Here is a 16,697-nt window from a genome sequence, read left to right on the forward strand (position 1 = left end):
TTTAGGGGGTGGGATTGTTGAAAATTATTAATTTTTAGTGCTCAGTCCTTAGTCCTCATTATTCAGTAGCAATTAATCAATAACTGGGTTCGTACCCAATTATTAATTATTCTGCTAGCAACCAACTGATGACTAATGACCAACGACTGATGACTAATAAATTAGGCTTGCCGTGAGTAGTATTCCACCACTAGCAGTTCGTTAATCTGAAGAGCAATCCACTCGCGTTCGATAACGCCGTTAACTTTGCCAATCAGTTTTTGCTTATCAAATTCCAAGTGATTCGGCAAGTGAGCCAAGCCTGGGTCTTTGAGATTAGCTTCTACCATTGTGCGCGAGCGCTCTCTATTTTTCACAGCAACCACATCACCAGGCTTGCACTGATAGCTGGCGATATTGACTTCACGGTCATTGACAGTTATGTGACCGTGATTTACCAATTGTCTAGCGGACGGAATGGTTGGAGCCATTCCCATCCGAAACACAGTATTGTCCAAGCGCATTTCCAAAAATTGCAGTAACACTTGACCTGTGGAGCCCGTGACACGGCGGGCTTTGCGGACGTAACGGAGCAGTTGGCGTTCCGTCACACCGTAATTGAAACGGAGTTTTTGCTTTTCTTGCAAGCGAACCGCATACTCAGAGAGCTTTTTGCGGTTTTGACCATGCTGTCCGGGCGGATAATCTCGTCTGGGGGTTTTGCGGGTTAGACCGGGCAACTCTTTCAGGCGACGGACGATTCTCAATCGGGGGCCTCGATATCGAGACATTTATTTTCCTCTCTAATATCTGTATGCAAATTTATGCAGACTCTATATTATAGGTTGGTAACGGTCAAAATTCCAACAAAGATCGATAAAAAACGATCGACCGCAGGGCGATCCATACTGTGCGGTAAATTCTGAAGGAAAAGCCGATCGATCGATCGCCCCAATCAGCCAAAAAAACTCACTATTCGATCTGCCATGCACAACCGCAATTTTTCCCACACTTCTTCCCCAAAGTCAGCACCGACAGTCTCAAGCCCTACCGGGCGCTGGATATTGGCTCTCGGCACGCAGCTAGCAGCACTCGGTTTGTTAGCAACAGCACTGCCAATCTCACCAGCATCAGCCATCACTATTAGAATCCCTCGCTCTAGGAATCCCTATCGCGTCTGCGCCCTGGAACTAATCGACGCCGGAGTGGGAGCAGAGGCTGCCGCCGCCGCTTGTGCTGATGCCCTCCACCCCCGCGACATATCTAAATGCGCTCTCCAAATCAACCGCAAAACCAATATTTCGGGTGTCGAAGCGCTCTCTAGCTGTCGGCAGGTGAGGCGTCCCAACGAATTGGCTACTTGCGTAGTGAATATTAACAGCAAAAGTCGAACTCAACCTGCGGCTCCCCTGCTAGTTCTCGATGGATGTCGCCGCAGTTTATTGCCACAACAGTTTGCTGAATGCGTAGTCGGTTTGAGCGGCAGGCTCGAATTTCCCACTGATCGGTTAATCGCCACTTGTCTTGACCCCAGGGACAGCGTGAGCCAGTTGGACGGGCGTCCTGCACCGACCCCTCCTGTGGAGCTAATTCCACCGCCTTCGCCCGTCAATTAATCACTGTTAACAGTTGACAGTTGACTGTTGACTGTTGACTGTTAAGTGATTCATAACTAATGACAGATGACTAATGACTAATGACTTCTTTTTTATAATCAAATGTCAGAAATTTTTGCTCAAATTACAGTCGAAGAATTAGGTAGCCAATTAGCCACAACCAATGCTGAGAAATTGCAGCTTGTGGACGTGCGGGAACCTTACGAAATTGAGCTGGCTGCGCTGCCGGGATTTGTAGCTTTTCCGCTGAGCGAGTTTGCCGAATGGTCTGGTGAAATTGACGCTAGACTCGATCGCGACACAGAAACCCTAGTTCTGTGCCATCACGGAGTGCGATCGGCTCAAATGTGCCATTGGTTAACCGAGCGAGGATTTACCAATGTTAAAAATATCGTTGGTGGCATCGATGCTTACTCAATGATGGTCGATCGAACCGTCCCCCGCTATTAAATATTGTTGAGTCCCTCGCTCGCTAGGACTTGGTTTGACAAGAAGCGGTTTTCAACTGCCGCTTCGGATCTTTGACCAGCCCAAAAACGGATACAAGCCCCCGACTTAAGTCGTGGAAAGATAAAAATTTTAGACCCTAGTTCAAGCTCCCAGATTTATCTGTGGGGTAAATCTAAAATCTAAAATCTAAAATCTAAAATCGACTGACCTTCAAGAGTTTTAAAAGTAAAAAAAGCAGCTTACCTTGCTGCTCATATCTTCATCTCATAATTCATCTAGATTTGGTTCGAGTTTGAGTGGGCGAGCGACATTGACACAAAGCCAGCGCAAAAATTGATCTAAACTAGCAAAAAACGGTGCGTCGGCTTGCTGAAAGTCTACAGTTACTGTGCGGTATCCACGATCGACCACCGCGTGAATTATCCGCAGCATCAGAGAACTTTTGCCCATTATTCTAGGAGCTTTCATGGAAATTAGGCTCCCGGCTTTGCTAGTTTCTTCGCCAGCTCAGGCTTCCGCGGGTGATCGATCGATATAAAATAGAGAGTCAAGCGGTATGGGGCCGCCGGGAAAATCTAGCTCGGCAACTGTTTGGATCGAGTTTGGGGATTTTTGGAGTCCTGCCATAGTCCTTGCACCAGGCAATACCCTGACTGTATCTTACCTTTGTCAGGTTAGGAGCTAGACGAGCGGTGTCCAAGATCGATCGACAATCCTACAAAATCTAAGTTTTTAGGGACTTCCCGGAACTGACTTTGCTATAGTAGTGTCACTTTACCCAATCTCAAATCCTGCTTCAACACGGCTCTGCAGATCGACAAAAATTCGACGGTAGCCCAGAGGCGCTCATTCTTGGCCTTTACCGGAAAAATAACTCGTCGGTCGTCGAGGTCGCGCAGGAAGAGCCCCTATCTAAGGAGAAATAATCATTGTCACGTCGCTACCTGTTTACCTCTGAATCGGTCACTGAAGGCCACCCCGATAAAATCTGCGATCAAATTTCAGATACGATTTTAGATGCCTTACTGACTGAAGACCCCAAAAGCCGCGTCGCAGCCGAAGTTGTCGTCAACACGGGCTTGATGCTGCTGACGGGCGAAATTACCACTAAAGCTCAGGTAAATTACATAGAATTAGCCCGGAAAAAAATAGCCGATATTGGCTACATCCACGCTGACAACGGGTTTTCTGCCAATAGTTGCTCAGTGTTGGTGGCTCTTGATTCTCAGTCTCCCGATATTGCTCAAGGGGTGAATACAGCCCACGAAAGCCGGGAACAATCGAGTGAAGAGGAATTGGACGCCATCGGCGCTGGCGACCAAGGCTTGATGTTTGGTTTTGCTTGCAACGAAACGCCGGAATTGATGCCTCTGCCGATCAGTTTAGCGCACCGGATTTGCCGTCAACTGGCCGCAGTCCGCAAAACCGGTCAGTTATCTTACCTGCGTCCCGACGGCAAAAGCCAAGTTACAGTCATCTATGAGGACGGCAAACCTGTTGGCATAGATACGATTTTAATTTCTACGCAGCACACCGAAACGATCGGCGACCTCACAGAAACGGCCGCAGTTCAAGCCAAGATCAAACAAGACCTTTGGACTGCTGTCGTCCAACCAGTGTTTGCCGATATTAGCGTGAAGCCGGATGCAGAAACTCGCTTCCTTGTCAACCCCACCGGCAAATTTGTGGTCGGCGGGCCTCAAGGAGATTCGGGTTTGACGGGCCGCAAAATTATTGTGGATACCTACGGCGGCTATTCCCGTCACGGTGGCGGTGCTTTTTCTGGGAAAGACCCCACCAAGGTAGACCGCAGCGCGGCTTATGCTTGTCGCTACGTGGCTAAAAATATCGTGGCGGCTGGTTTGGCCCAAAAGTGCGAAGTGCAGTTGAGTTATGCGATCGGCGTTGCGCGGCCTGTTAGCATGATGATCGAAACTTTTGGCACTGGAAAAGTGGATGACGATCGCCTTTTGGAAGTTGTGAAGCAGCATTTTGAACTGCGTCCTGCGGGCATCATTCAGGCATTTAACTTGCAGAATTTGCCGGCTGAAAGAGGCGGCCGTTTCTATCAAGATGTGGCGGCTTACGGTCACTTCGGACGCACTGATTTAGATTTGCCTTGGGAGGAAACTGATAAGGCGGAACTTTTGAAAGAAGCTTTGAGCCAGAAGTTGTCGGGAGTAGCTGGGTAGTACAATTTGGGGGTGCGCTACGCGCACCTTATCCATAAATACTATTGGGTGCTACCAATGAATGTAGGGTGCGTACTCCGCACCTTATCCATAAATAATATAGGCGGTTCTTCGGTACATCTTATCCAGAAATAATATCGGGTGCTACCAATCAATAATAACGTAGCGGGTTCAGTACCCACCTTCAAAGGAAAAAAGAATAAATAAATGGGATTTTTCACACCTTTCCAATCAGCAATTCGCAGTTTTGCCTCTTCCTTCCAACGGCAGTTGGCGACTGGATTTTCGGCACCAAATCCAGCAACGCTGCCCAGTTCGTTTGCGACTAACAATCCTGGTGGAATTCGTGGCGTTTGGATACCCACGACTGACTGCAAAGTTCTCACATCAAAAGAGCGAATTGCTGAGGCAATGGACTTTCTCGCCGATACGGGATTTAATACCGTTTTTCCTCTAATTTGGGGCCAGGGTTATACGGCTTATCCTTCTAAAATTATGCGAGAAAAATTTGGGGTGGAAATTGACTCGCGCTATCAAGGTCGCGACCCCTTAGCAGAAATATGTGTTGAGGCAAAGAGAGTTGGTTTAAAAGTTATTCCTTGTTTTGAATACGGATTTGTGAGTTCTTACAATCGCAATGGCGGTTATTTGCTGGCGAAAAAACCTGAGTGGACCGCCCGTGATGCTAGCGGCAGTTTACTTAAGAAAAATAACTTTGACTGGATGAATTCTCTTGACCCGGAAGTGCAAGACTTTGTGCTGGGGTTGATGCTGGAAGTTGCTAAGAATTATCCGGTAAACGGGGTTCAAGGAGACGATCGCATTGCGTTTCCGGTAGAAGGCGGTTACGACGAAAAAACGGTTAAACGCTATCGAGAAGAATGCGGTAGAGCAGCACCATCGGATTGTAAAGAGCAACATTGGGTGCAGTGGCGTGCTAATATTATTACTGAGTTTGTAGCTCGTTTACACCGAGAAGTGAAAGCTATTAATCCTGATTTGTTGCTATCGATGTCGCCGAGTCCTTATGACTGGGGACTGGTGGAATATTTGCAAGATTCTAAAGCTTGGGTTGACAAAAACTTGGTCGATCTGTTTCACCCGCAGTTTTATCGCCGCGATTTTAATGCTTACAAACAATTGGTCGATAAACTGATCGGGGGACAGCTTAGCGGGCAGCAAGTAAAGTGCGTGTCGCCCGGTATTTTGTTGACGAATCGAGCTAGCAAATATAGCATAACTCCCGAGCTGTTGTTGCAAGTAATTGCTTACAACCGCTCTTGCGGGATTCAAGGAGAAGTCATGTTTTTTTACGAAGGTTTGCGAGAGAACGATAACGCTTTGGCTAAGGTTTTGAAAAAAGGGCCCTATGCTCGTTGAGAGATTGTCCCGCAATCAAGCTGTTTCCGGTTGGCTGCGGTCAACCGTGCCGATCGCTATTTCAAACCAAGTTGGTATAAAATAAGATGTTACACCATTCTCAATAAGCTTTTATTAACAGGCAAGATGCCTGTTCCACAAAGGGGGAATTTTCTTGTGGAACAGGCATCTTGCCTGTTGCTGACAATGGTGCACGATGTGAGCATAAAATGATATAGCAGAGCTAGGCCAGTTAAAAGCGCAGCGATGCCAAGCAGCAAGCGCTACTAATTGTCAAGGTGATTGCCCAAACAAACCCAATAATTAATAATTGGGGAGTTGCAAAAATAGTGGAATAAGACATATTTTAGAAGTGGGTGCAAGCTTTTTTTTAGAAGTAGCGTTTTGTAGACGCCATATTTTTTAAAGACAGTTTAAAAGAGCAATCTCAACCGCTCGCCAAAATATTAGGATAAATCAGTGAACTCAGCAGCAAGCCTCATCCAACAGCTACCCGAGCTCAGCGATGCTCAATTCCATCAAAAATATTTGAAACAAAAACAAGGGATGCGAACCTTGGCGACTATATTGCCGCAAGTAGAACAGCAAAGTCTGGCTTTGCGGGCAGTAAAATTAGCTCTCAAAGTCAATTTAAAACTCGGCTCGAAGCTAGCAGGAACGGTAAAGCCAGAATTTCAAATAGCCACCATAAAATTAATCGAAAAAATCCCCACTTCGCCACTGCTCAAAATTCAACTGCTGGCCCTAACAAGTTCCGATATGGCAATTCCGATGCTGGTGGCCGCATTGAACCACAAAGAAAGTGCAGTGCGCGTTGATGGGATTCGAGCGATCGGAAAAATAGGCTCCGAAGCAGCAGTAATTGAATTAGCCCGATCGCTCGAATCCCAAGATTCCCAAATCCAAGCTTGGGCCGCTTGGGCTTTAGGAGAAATTGACTCGAAACCAGCCGCCGTAGCACTGCTCAAAGCCATCAAACACCCAGAGTCTAGGGTGCGCGCCTGGGCTGTTTGGGCCTTGGGCAAAATTAACCCGAAAACAGCCGTCCCCGCGCTGCTGAAAGCCCTCAAACACCAAGATTCGGAGGTGCGCTGGCGGGCTGCCGTCAACTGCGGGAAAATCGGCGTCTCTGAGGTAGTTTCCGGGCTGCTGAATGCCCTCAGAGATGAAAATCACATCGTCCGCGCTAGGGCCGCGGCGGCTTTGGGGAAAATCGGCGATTGTGAGGCAGTACCCGGCTTAATAGAATTGCTTCACGATGATCCCGACTCCTATGCAGTTTCTTTGAGGGCCGCCGAGGCTTTGGGACAAATTGGCACGGAAACGGCTGTGGCGGGGCTGGTGCAAGCCCTCAACCATGACGACTCAGACGTGCGCGGCAGTGCAGTTTCTGCCTTGGGAGAAATCAGCAGCGAGGTGGCTATGGTGGCGGTAATTCGATCGCTCTCGGATCCAGATATTTTCGTGCGCGGCAGGGCGGCGGTTGCCCTCGGGAACATCAATACAGAGGGAGATGCGAAATTGCCAAAAATGGTGGTCGCGGGACTGGCGAGCGCAATTGGCGACAGCGAATCTTATGTGCGGTGGAGAGTTGCTGCTGCTTTGGGGGAAATAGGGACAGAGGAATCTGTGGCAGGTTTGGTGCGGCTGCTGGGGGACGAAAATTCTGGAGTGCGCCAAAAGGCTGTTAAATCCCTCGGTCAAATTGGCTCAACGGCTGCTATTTTGGCTCTGGAAACAGCTTTAAATCGCGAATTTGCTGACGTTCGTGCCCTGGCAGCCCAATACTTGGCGGATGTCAGGACTGAGGCAGAAACAGTTGATTTTGAGCCCTCAGTCTCTGCAGATTTCTCGGATGAAAAACTGCCGGAAATCCTGATTGCTTCGCAAGTAGAAGCCAGCCAATACATTGTTGAGCGCCCTGCGCGACGCGAGATTAAATACCTGATCTCGATCGGCAGTCCGGGTGTGCCCGAACCCAAAACTTTTGATCAAATCCCGAACCGGATGTGCCTGGAGTTTAACGACCTCGACACCCCCGTTGACGACCCCGATCAAATCTTGCCTACCCTTGAGGATGTACTGAAAATTATTGACTTCGCCCTCAAAATGTCGTCGCAGGGAGGCAGTTTGCTGATCTGCTGCCAAAGTGGGATCAGCCGTTCAACGGCCACAGCTTTGACTGTGTGTGCTGCGCTGTTGGGTCGTGGCAAAGAACGGGAAGCTTGGGCCTTGGTACTCGCCGCCAGACCCCAAGCCAAGCCGAATCGCTGGATGGTACAGTTCGCCGATGAAGCTTTGGGTAGAGACGGTAAGCTAGCACTGGCGATCGAATTGACCACCACAACTCCAGAACTCGCAATCGCCAACAGTTGACTGGCAGAAACCGGGTTTCTTTTCGCAAGCCCTACAGTTATACTCAACTAACAACACTTCACGTCAGACAAGTCTGTGCGGGGCAACGATGCCAAAAGTCGATCGCCAGGGTGCAAAAGTTCGATCGGCTGCTGTGTTTATGACATTCTGTGCTAGAAAGTCGTCGGATGCTCAACAAAAACCGTCAAGCAATCGTCGCATTGCTGACAGCAAAACTCCAAAGCTGAGGAATCGGGTGCATTGTCAACAGACAATATCAGCTTGGGGGAACTCACAGGCAAAACATATCAGCCAGAATTTTCTGGCTGTAACATTCCACGCGGGGATAATTAACTGCCCGGATAAATTTTTCTTTTTTTGCCTGCTGCAGACTTTTACGAGTCGAAAAAGTAATGTGGCAACAGCCATCAACAGCCTAATTATCTATTAGACATCAACCGAATTTAAGTTTCTCCTCTGACTCGACAAGAGTTTTAGATACTTTTTCGCCGATGTCTACTAGAAAATAGACAAGCTTTTCCGTTTGGAGAACTTAAGAGCGTGGTAGATTTTAACAGAATACAGCGGTTGCATATGTCAAAAATTAACTTGCTCAAAAAAACAGGGGACGAAGCAAGTCTATCGGTTGCCGTTTGGGAAGGCAAAGGGGAATTGAATTCCGACTTAGAACCATTTAACCAGCAGGAAAAGCCTGTATTAACGCGAAAGATTAACAAAAAAAATAGCAATGTAGGTAAACTGATGCCGCTCTTTTTTTCCGAACAAGTGGCTTCTGTAGAAACCGCGAACCAAAAAACATCCAGCCAGGATTTTGTAGAAAAATCCTCCTTCAAACTTAGCAAAAGTTGGCCATCTAAAATTGGTCGTTGGCCCATCCATCAAAAAATTGGTGGCGGGTATTTGCTGGCAATAGGAATCGGCTTTATTGGCTCTCTGAGTGGACTGCTAATCGCCGACTACTACCAAGGACAAGGAGTAAACCAACTCAATGATGCTCACCTGCAAGCGCAATTGCTGGGCAATTTTAAAGATGCAGCGCTGGCGGCGCAATTGCAGGGAGCACAGCTCGATTCTTTTGTAGACAATTCAGCCAAACTACAATTGCAAAAAGAGCAGTTGGTCGCGAGTATTACTAAGGCGAAAAACCTGCGCTTGCAAATAGAAAACTTTGCCGACAGCCAACCTGCATGGCTGGCCGCAGAACCTGCGACTCTCAAAGCTTTACTGCAAGATTGCACAGAAAATTTAGAATCCTACGCCGATACTCTCCAGTCAAGCTTGCAGCAAATCCAGCGATCCTCTTCGAGGGCTTCGCTAACGCCATTATCGCCACGGGAGATAGAGTCGGCCCGAAGATTGTTGGCGACAAAAAGCGGAGAAGGTGCAAAACAGCTCGACAACCGCCTTCAGGAATTGAACAAAATCATTAACATTGCCCAGCAGCAAGAGGGGCAAGGCGGTGTAGTGATGGAGGGCGCTCAAGGAATCGAAAAGGGGATAATTATCATTAGTATGCTGCTGTCGGTAGCAGTGGCTGGAGTTGTGGCTGACCGCACCAGTAGGGCGATCGCCAAACCTGTTATCAGTGTCACGAAGGTCGCCGAACAAGTAGCCGCTGAGTCTAATTTTGACTTGCGAGCCCCCCTCACGGCACAAGGCGAAATAGGCTCTCTGGCTGTCTCTCTCAATCACTTAATCGAGCGAGTTTCCGAACATACAAAAGAGTTGAAACAAGCTAAGGAAGCGGCAGTCACCGCTAACACTGCTAAAAGCCAGTTTTTAGCAAATATGAGCCATGAATTGCGAACGCCTTTAAATGCGATTATCGGCTACAGTCAACTACTTTCAGAAGATGCCCAGGATGCGGGATTTGATGAGTTTGTACCCGACTTGCACAAGATTCAGAAGGCGGGTACGCACCTGCTATCTTTGATTAACGATATCCTCGATTTGTCAAAAATTGAAGCGGGGGGGATGAAACTCGAAATCCAGGAATTTGACATCGAATCCCTGGTTGACAATGTTGCGAGTGCCGCGAAACCCTTGGTAGAGAAAAATGGCAATGTTTTGGAGATTGAGTGCGATCGAACTGCGGGTATCATTCACGCAGATTTCAAAAAAGTGCGGCAGGTTTTGATGCACCTGCTGAGTAATGCTGCTAAGTTTACCAAAAACGGCAGGGTGAAACTGAGTGTCAGGCGCATTGAAGGAAGCGGCAAATTGAATGCAGCAGATCGATCGGCGATTGACGATTCAATGGCTGCCGATGAAACTCATTCTGCGGCGATCGCTTGTCCTCTGCTGAATGTTCAAGAGTCGGATTGGATTTGCTTCTCTGTTAAGGATACCGGAATTGGAATGTCGGAAGAACAACAGCACAAATTGTTTGAAGCTTTTGTGCAAGCTGACTGTTCAGCAACGCGACAGTACGACGGCGCGGGATTGGGGCTGACACTCAGCCGCTACTACTGTCAGATGATGGGTGGGGAGATTTTGGTGGAAAGCGAGGAGGGGAAGGGGTCTATTTTCACTGTCCGCATACCTGCAGGAAACGGGTGATGTGATTTTTGGGCGAGAGATTTAGGGGCTAGGCAGAGGGGCGAAAATGTATGTTTCCAACCTCTGGCTTTATGTCCAAATGCTTTAGTCTGGCTAGTGGGGGCGATCGCACTCTATTAATTCTAATTGGTTATTTGGCCAATTCAAACAGCACAAGCCGCTTGCTCCTGAACTCCAACCTAAATCGATTCCGATAAATTTCATTTAGTATTATTGAACCGCGAAGACGCGAAGGACACGAAGGAAGAAGAGGGAAGAAGAAGGAAGAAGTAGATAAGGTTCTACCGGGAACGGAGTAAAAGATCGATCCTACAAACTGCACTCAACTTTTATCTTGTTTCTCATCGGATGGTGGGGACTGTTTTTGCATTTGTTTTTGGCGTTCTCTCACTGCTTGTTCCAAAATGAATGCTGACAAGCCACTGATTGAACGGCGTTCCTCATTTGCCCACTCTTGAAGTAGGTCATAGATTCCTTCTCCTATCGAGGTTGATATGCGTTTAGACATTAGAGGTTAATTGTTTCTTATTTAAGCCGATCGTCATTGTCCAGTATTTTAGACAAGATTGTCGACAATGCAGCATAGTGTTGCATTATGCTGCATTGTGCGCTATATTCTTAGAGAGTCAAAAGCCAGCGCTGAACTTTTGCAGGGCCCGCGCTGGCTGATGGTTCCCCAAATACAAGGAGACAATCCACATAAAAGGAGACTATTACTATGGTAAAGCCTGTGAGCGACGGCAGCGAATATAACCGCGGCTATCAACAAGCTTTGAATGATTTTGGCATCACGCAACTGCTGTCGGGTATCGGCAGTTACTCGGATGAGGATTTTGAGGCCGATCGCGCGCGCATGACTGGGCCAGAGATCGAAAGCTGTGCGGTGTTTCTGATTCTGCGCGTCGGGGCGAATCTCAAAGGTAGTACGATCGCCCGCTACCTCAACACTCTCAGAAAAGCCAATTCTCCGACCATCGCCGATCGCCCCGCGATCGAACTCAATTCAAATTCGCGAGGGAAAACACCTGAAAAGTCAAAGCAGGGCGATCGCAATTCTTGGGCGATAGTCCGAATTTTACCGAATGCTGAGCACTATACAATTGCGCGTTTTGTCAACCGCCAAGATGCGGACGATCGGCGGAGGGCTTTGTGTCGGTTTATTCCAGAGGGTGTTTTTGAGGTTGTGTGCGATCGGGCTTAATCAATAAACACAAATGACGGGGACAATTGTAGCGACTCTGCATTAAGTCCGTCGGGGGCCAGAAACCGGGTTTTTTACGAAAATATTTCGTTGTAGCCCGCAGATTCGATAAAAACCCGGTTTCTTTGGTCGGAGTGCGTCCAGTTGTAGTTGTAGGTTGGGTTGAGGAACGAAACCCAACTTGTTAGCCCCAAAGAGTTGGGCGGAGTGAAACGGAGGGTTTGCTTCGCTCAACCCAACCTACGAATAATTAGATAAATTTATCACCCTAAGACTGTTGCTAAAAGGTCGATCGCTCCAAAATCGCTTACACTACAATTAAAATCCATATTCTCTTTATTAAAACCGATGGAAACCATCAATCTTAAAGAAGAAGTCCGCAATTTAATCGCTCGACTCCCTGAAAACTTTACCTGGTCTGACCTAATATCGGCAATTTCTCTCAGACAAAGAATGCAATCTCAACAAAATCAAATCAAAGATATCAAACCAGGAATTGAACCAAAAACTGTCGATGAAGTTGAAGAATCCTCGCCTAAGCACAGCAGATTTGGCAGCGATAAAGGACTAATTACAATTTCTGATGATTTTGACGAACCGTGGGAATTATTGCCATCACCGTTGGTCGATCGCTTGCTTGAAAAAGCTAAAGAATTGACTAAAGTATCCGCTGAAATAGATGAAATTATTGCGAAAATTGAGAAAAAACGTCAGATTGATGAACCTCATAGCTTTAAATTATGACTTTTATGAATACAGCTTCTGAAGAATATGAATTGACATGACAGCGACTTAGTTATTTAATTGTAATTATTTGGATAATATCAAAGCAGTCAAGAACAGCAAGTAAAAGTAAAATTCGCGTAAGTCCAAATTCAGATACCTATTCTATTAATCGTCAGTGGTAAATTATGAAAAAGATGAAACGAATTATTAGCAGTGTTTTGGTTTTGGGTGTGTTTCTGACTCCTCTGACTGTGCCGGTGATGGTGCAACCGAGTTGGGCCCAAAGTCAAAATGCAGAGGTTGAAAGATTCAAGCAACTCATTGACCAAGCAATGCAACAGACACAACAAAAACAACACCGACAAGCGATCGAAACATGGCAGCAAGTTCTCGCCATTGCAAGAAAATTTGAAGCTAAAGGAATGGAAGCTAGAGCACTGAGTTTTATTGCTGCGAACTACGCTGGTATCTCCCAATTGCAAGAAGCTTTGAAATACTTACACCAAGCTTTACCAATTTTTCGGGAAGTGGGCGAGCGCGACTGGGAAGCTGGTATTTTGAATACTATTGGTTTTACCTACCTCGCCATCTCCCAACCACAAGAAGCATTGAAATACTACAACCAAGCTTTACCAATTTGGCGGGCAGTGGGCGATCGCGCGAAGGAAGCTGATACTTTGAATATTATTGGTGCAGTGTACAACCACATCTCCCAACCGCAAGAAGCATTGAAATACTTTAACCAAGCTTTACCAATTAGCAGGGAAGTGGGCGATCGTGCGATGGAAGCACTTATTTTGAGGAATATTGATTCAATACAAAACAAAAGTCAATCGCCCAGTAAAAGCAATATCCAGCCAATTCCCAAATGAACATCGACATTTCAGGGTGGCAGTTAGAGGATTGGTGAATTTGATGAGGAGAACTAGGTAAGGTTATGAAACGAATTATTAGCAGTGTTTTGGTTTTGGGTGTGTGTCTGACTCCTCTGACTATGCCGGTGATGGTTCAACCGATTTGGGCGCAAAGTCAAAATCCACAAGTTGAAAAAGCTCGCCAACTCATACAGCAAGCACAGCAACAGGAAAGTCGAGGACAACCCCGACAAGCAATAGAAACATGGCAGCAGGTTTTAGCTATTGCACGACAATTAAAACAGAGGCAAAGTGAAGTTATAGCACTTACTAAGATTGGTGTTAACTACCTAAGAATTTCTCAACCACAAGAAGCATTGAAATACTATAACCAAGCTTTATCGATTTGGCGGGAATTAGGCGATCGCGAAGGGGTTGCTGCTAATTTGACTAATCTTGGTGAGGTCTACCTCCGCATTTCTCAACCACAAGAGGCATTGAAATACTTTAACCAAGCTTTGCCAATTATGCGGTCTGTGGGCGATCGCGGCGGCGTTGCTGTTATATTGAATAATATCGGTTCAGCCTACGACTACCTTTCCCAGCCACAAGAAGCATTGAAATACCATAATCAGGCTTTACCCATTGTGCGGGAAGTGGGCGATCGTAGAGGGGAAGCTGTTACTTTGAATAATATTGGTGTAGTATACAGCAGCATTGGACAACCGCAAGAAGCATTGAAATACTATAACCAAAGTTTACCAATTAGGCGGGAATTAGGCGATCGCAGGGGAGAAGCTATTACTTTGGATAATATTGCTGGGGTCTACTTAGCTATTTCTCAACCACAAGAAGCATTGAGATACTTGAACCAAGCTTTGCCAATTTGGCAGTCCGTGGGCGATCGCGCAGGAGCTGCTGTTAATTTGAATAATATAGGTAATATTTACAAGGAAATTTCTCAACCACAAGAGGCTTTAAAATATTTTAACCAAGCTTTGCCAATTACTCGAGAAGTAGGCAATCGCGCAGGTGTTGCTACTATTTTGAATAATATAGGTTCAGTCTACAGCAACATTTCTCAACCACAAGAGGCATTGAAATACTATAACCAAGCTTTAACGATTAGCCGATCGGTGCGCGATCGCAGAGCGGAAGCTGCTACTCTGAATGATATTAGTTTAGTCTACAATAAAATTGGACAACCCCAAGAAGCATTGAGATACTTGAACCAAGCTTTGCCAATTAGGCAGTCCGTGGGCGATCGCAGGGGGGAAGCTTCTACTTTGAATAATATTGGTTTAGTCTACAACAGGATTGGACAACTTCAAGAAGCATTGAAATACTATAACCAAGCTTTACCGATTAGGCGGGAAGTGGGCAATCGCCAAGGGGAAGCTGCTACTTTGAGTAATATTGGTCAGGTTTACCTCAGAATCTCTCAACCCCAAGAAGCATTGAAATACTTTAATCAAGCTTTACCGATTAACCGGTCTGTGGGCGATCGCAGGGGGGAAGCTGTTACTTTGAGTAGTATTGGTTCAGTCTACCACAGTATCGGACAACCGCAAGAAGCATTGAAATACTACGATCGAGCTTTATCAATTATTCGGGAAATAGGCGATCTAGAAGGCATTGCTGTTAGTTTGAGTAATATCGGTGCATTCTACCGAGATACGAATAAACCCACTGATGCCATCAAAAATTTGGAACAATCCGTCAACATTTTCCTGAAAATACGGAGTGTTTTGCAGCGAGAAAATCGCAACAGTTTTTATTGGGAATACGGAGGACAAGCGATCGGCCTCATCTCCCTCCTAATCGACCAAAACCAGGCCAATCGGGCTTTCCAATGGGTCAACATCGCCACCACCGCCGATCTCGCCGATTACACCCGTTTAATTGACGCCAAAGTTACCAACCCCCAAGCACAAAAAGCCATTGATGAATGGAATCAAAAAAACCAACAACTCCAATCACTCCGCCGCCAACTCGAAGACAAATTCTCAGAAAAGCTCTCCCGACAAATGCGGGAATTAGAAGCAGAAGTCAACCGCACAGCAGAAGAAATCTCCCGCCAATTCCCAGAAGTCGCCGAACTCTTTGAAACCACACCCAAAGACATCGCCCAACTGAAAGCAAGTATCGCACCCGGAACAGCAGTCATTCAACCCGTCTTGCTGACAAATGTCAATAATGTCCCCAATACGATCGCCCTATTTGTCTTGACAAAAGACAGTTTAAATGTTAAAAAAATTCCGATTGACCCCAAAGAATTCGACAATCTTCTCACTCAATACCGCAAAGAAGTGCAAGATATTGGCGAAACAAACTTCACCGTAACAGGCAGCAAAATCTACGAAATCTTGATTCGTCCGATCGAAGACCAAATTAAAGCTATTTCCCCCAAACAATTGAGCATCATCGCCACGGGAAAACTGCGCTACATCCCCTTTGAAACGCTGTATGACAAACAAACAAATGAATTCCTCATTCAGAAATATCCCCTCAACTATCTCACCCGCATTTCCACCAGGACAATGCCCGATTCAACTTTAAAAGGCGGAGTCTTAGCATTAGGAAATCCCGTCCCCCGCCCGCCCCAAAATCTACCCGGTTCCGAAACAGAAGTGAGAAATATCGCTCAATTATTGTCAGGAAGTTCCGCTTATATCGGCAATGACGCCACCCTCGATCGATTCAAAACTCAAGCGCCCCGCTTTCCCTTTTTGCACCTGGCAACTCACGGCTGTTTCCAACTGGGAGGCTGTAAAAATTTGGGCATGGATGAAAACACGCTGCTGTTTGCTGACAGTCAATTCAATATTCGCGATGCCGCCTTATTGGGATTGCAAAATACCAGACTCATCACTTTAAGCGCTTGTGAAACTGCCATACAAGTTAATTCTAACGGTGAAGAAATATCGGGAATGGCCTATATATTCGAGCGTGCGGGCGCGCAAGCCGTGATGGCGAGTCTCTGGAGTGTTGACGATGCAGCTACTAAAGAGTTGATGGTGCAATTTTATCAAAATATTAATCAGGGGATGAGTAAAAATGAAGCATTGCGGCAAGCTAAGTTGAGTCAAATTAGTCGGCATCCGTTTTATTGGTCGCCGTTTATTTTAATTGGCGATGCGCGGTAGTTAATACCGAAGGGTAAACCGTGTATTTGACGTATTTAGTTCCAGAGATATTAACCACAGTCAGGATACGGCAATGCCTAAGTCCCTACAATTAATCGGGCAATTTCATCATCCAATCCGGTTGATTTTGCCCGTTACCCACAGTCAGGAGACAGCAGTGCCGTGTCCCTACAATTAATCGGGTGATGGTTATATCAAAGCCAGGGCGATCGATTATT

Annotated in this window: 13 protein-coding genes and 1 pseudogene; 11 read left to right on the plus strand and 3 right to left on the minus strand. The window is 46.5% G+C overall.

Annotated elements, in window-relative coordinates; genetic code table 11:
* Positions 1–161: 161 nt before the first annotated feature.
* Positions 162–770 (minus strand): 30S ribosomal protein S4, encoded by a 609-nt coding sequence (gene rpsD / locus QT996_RS19080; protein ID WP_193975783.1) that lies wholly within the window; start codon positions 768–770, stop codon positions 162–164.
* 195 nt (positions 771–965) lie between these two features.
* Here rpsD and QT996_RS19085 point away from each other — a divergent pair, with 195 nt between their 5' ends.
* Positions 966–1,595 carry a hypothetical protein gene (locus QT996_RS19085; protein WP_333048343.1) on the plus strand — a complete coding sequence of 210 codons (630 nt, stop codon included), beginning with the start codon at positions 966–968 and terminating at the stop codon, positions 1,593–1,595.
* Between the two features lie 102 nt (positions 1,596–1,697).
* Positions 1,698–2,045 (plus strand): rhodanese-like domain-containing protein, encoded by a 348-nt coding sequence (locus QT996_RS19090; RefSeq protein WP_333048344.1) that lies wholly within the window; start codon positions 1,698–1,700, stop codon positions 2,043–2,045.
* A gap of 264 nt (positions 2,046–2,309) precedes the next feature.
* Here the strand turns inward: QT996_RS19090 and QT996_RS19095 are convergent.
* Positions 2,310–2,534: pseudogene (locus tag QT996_RS19095) on the minus strand (AAA-like domain-containing protein); the annotation flags it as partial.
* Positions 2,535–2,974: 440 nt separating this feature from the next.
* On the opposite strand from QT996_RS19095, the gene metK reads away from it, so the two are divergent.
* The 5 genes from metK to QT996_RS19120 all read left to right on the plus strand — a co-directional run bounded on the left by metK (position 2,975) and on the right by QT996_RS19120 (position 10,552).
* Positions 2,975–4,237, plus strand: a complete 1,263-nt coding sequence (gene metK, locus QT996_RS19100) for a methionine adenosyltransferase (RefSeq protein ID WP_333048345.1) — start codon at positions 2,975–2,977, stop codon at positions 4,235–4,237.
* Positions 4,238–4,444: 207 nt separating this feature from the next.
* Positions 4,445–5,617: a family 10 glycosylhydrolase gene (locus tag QT996_RS19105; protein WP_333048346.1), complete on the plus strand. Its 1,173-nt coding sequence runs from the start codon at positions 4,445–4,447 to the stop codon at positions 5,615–5,617.
* Positions 5,618–6,076: 459 nt separating this feature from the next.
* A complete protein-coding gene (locus QT996_RS19110) occupies positions 6,077–7,993 on the plus strand; it encodes a HEAT repeat domain-containing protein (RefSeq protein WP_333048347.1) in 1,917 nt (638 codons plus the stop codon).
* A gap of 88 nt (positions 7,994–8,081) precedes the next feature.
* Positions 8,082–8,423 (plus strand): hypothetical protein, encoded by a 342-nt coding sequence (locus QT996_RS19115; RefSeq protein ID WP_333048348.1) that lies wholly within the window; start codon positions 8,082–8,084, stop codon positions 8,421–8,423.
* 143 nt (positions 8,424–8,566) lie between these two features.
* Entirely contained in the window at positions 8,567–10,552 is a 1,986-nt protein-coding gene (locus QT996_RS19120) for an ATP-binding protein (RefSeq protein ID WP_333048349.1), read from the plus strand.
* A 322-nt stretch (positions 10,553–10,874) separates the two neighbouring features.
* On the opposite strand, the gene QT996_RS19125 is transcribed toward QT996_RS19120, so the two are convergent.
* Positions 10,875–11,060: a ribbon-helix-helix domain-containing protein gene (locus tag QT996_RS19125; protein WP_332952640.1), complete on the minus strand. Its 186-nt coding sequence runs from the start codon at positions 11,058–11,060 to the stop codon at positions 10,875–10,877.
* A gap of 210 nt (positions 11,061–11,270) precedes the next feature.
* Between QT996_RS19125 and QT996_RS19130 the strand changes: the two genes are divergently transcribed.
* The 4 genes from QT996_RS19130 (at position 11,271) to QT996_RS19145 (ending at position 16,479) form a co-directional block, all read left to right on the plus strand.
* Entirely contained in the window at positions 11,271–11,753 is a 483-nt protein-coding gene (locus QT996_RS19130; protein ID WP_333048350.1) for a hypothetical protein, read from the plus strand.
* Positions 11,754–12,101: 348 nt separating this feature from the next.
* Positions 12,102–12,497, plus strand: a complete 396-nt coding sequence (locus tag QT996_RS19135; protein WP_333048351.1) for a hypothetical protein — start codon at positions 12,102–12,104, stop codon at positions 12,495–12,497.
* A 167-nt stretch (positions 12,498–12,664) separates the two neighbouring features.
* Positions 12,665–13,351: a tetratricopeptide repeat protein gene (locus QT996_RS19140; protein WP_333048352.1), complete on the plus strand. Its 687-nt coding sequence runs from the start codon at positions 12,665–12,667 to the stop codon at positions 13,349–13,351.
* Between the two features lie 65 nt (positions 13,352–13,416).
* Positions 13,417–16,479: a tetratricopeptide repeat protein gene (locus QT996_RS19145; RefSeq protein WP_333048353.1), complete on the plus strand. Its 3,063-nt coding sequence runs from the start codon at positions 13,417–13,419 to the stop codon at positions 16,477–16,479.
* Positions 16,480–16,697 lie beyond the last annotated feature (218 nt).

The sequence above is a fragment of the Microcoleus sp. S13C4 genome (assembly GCF_036700865.1).
GTDB lineage: Bacteria > Cyanobacteriota > Cyanobacteriia > Cyanobacteriales > Microcoleaceae > Microcoleus.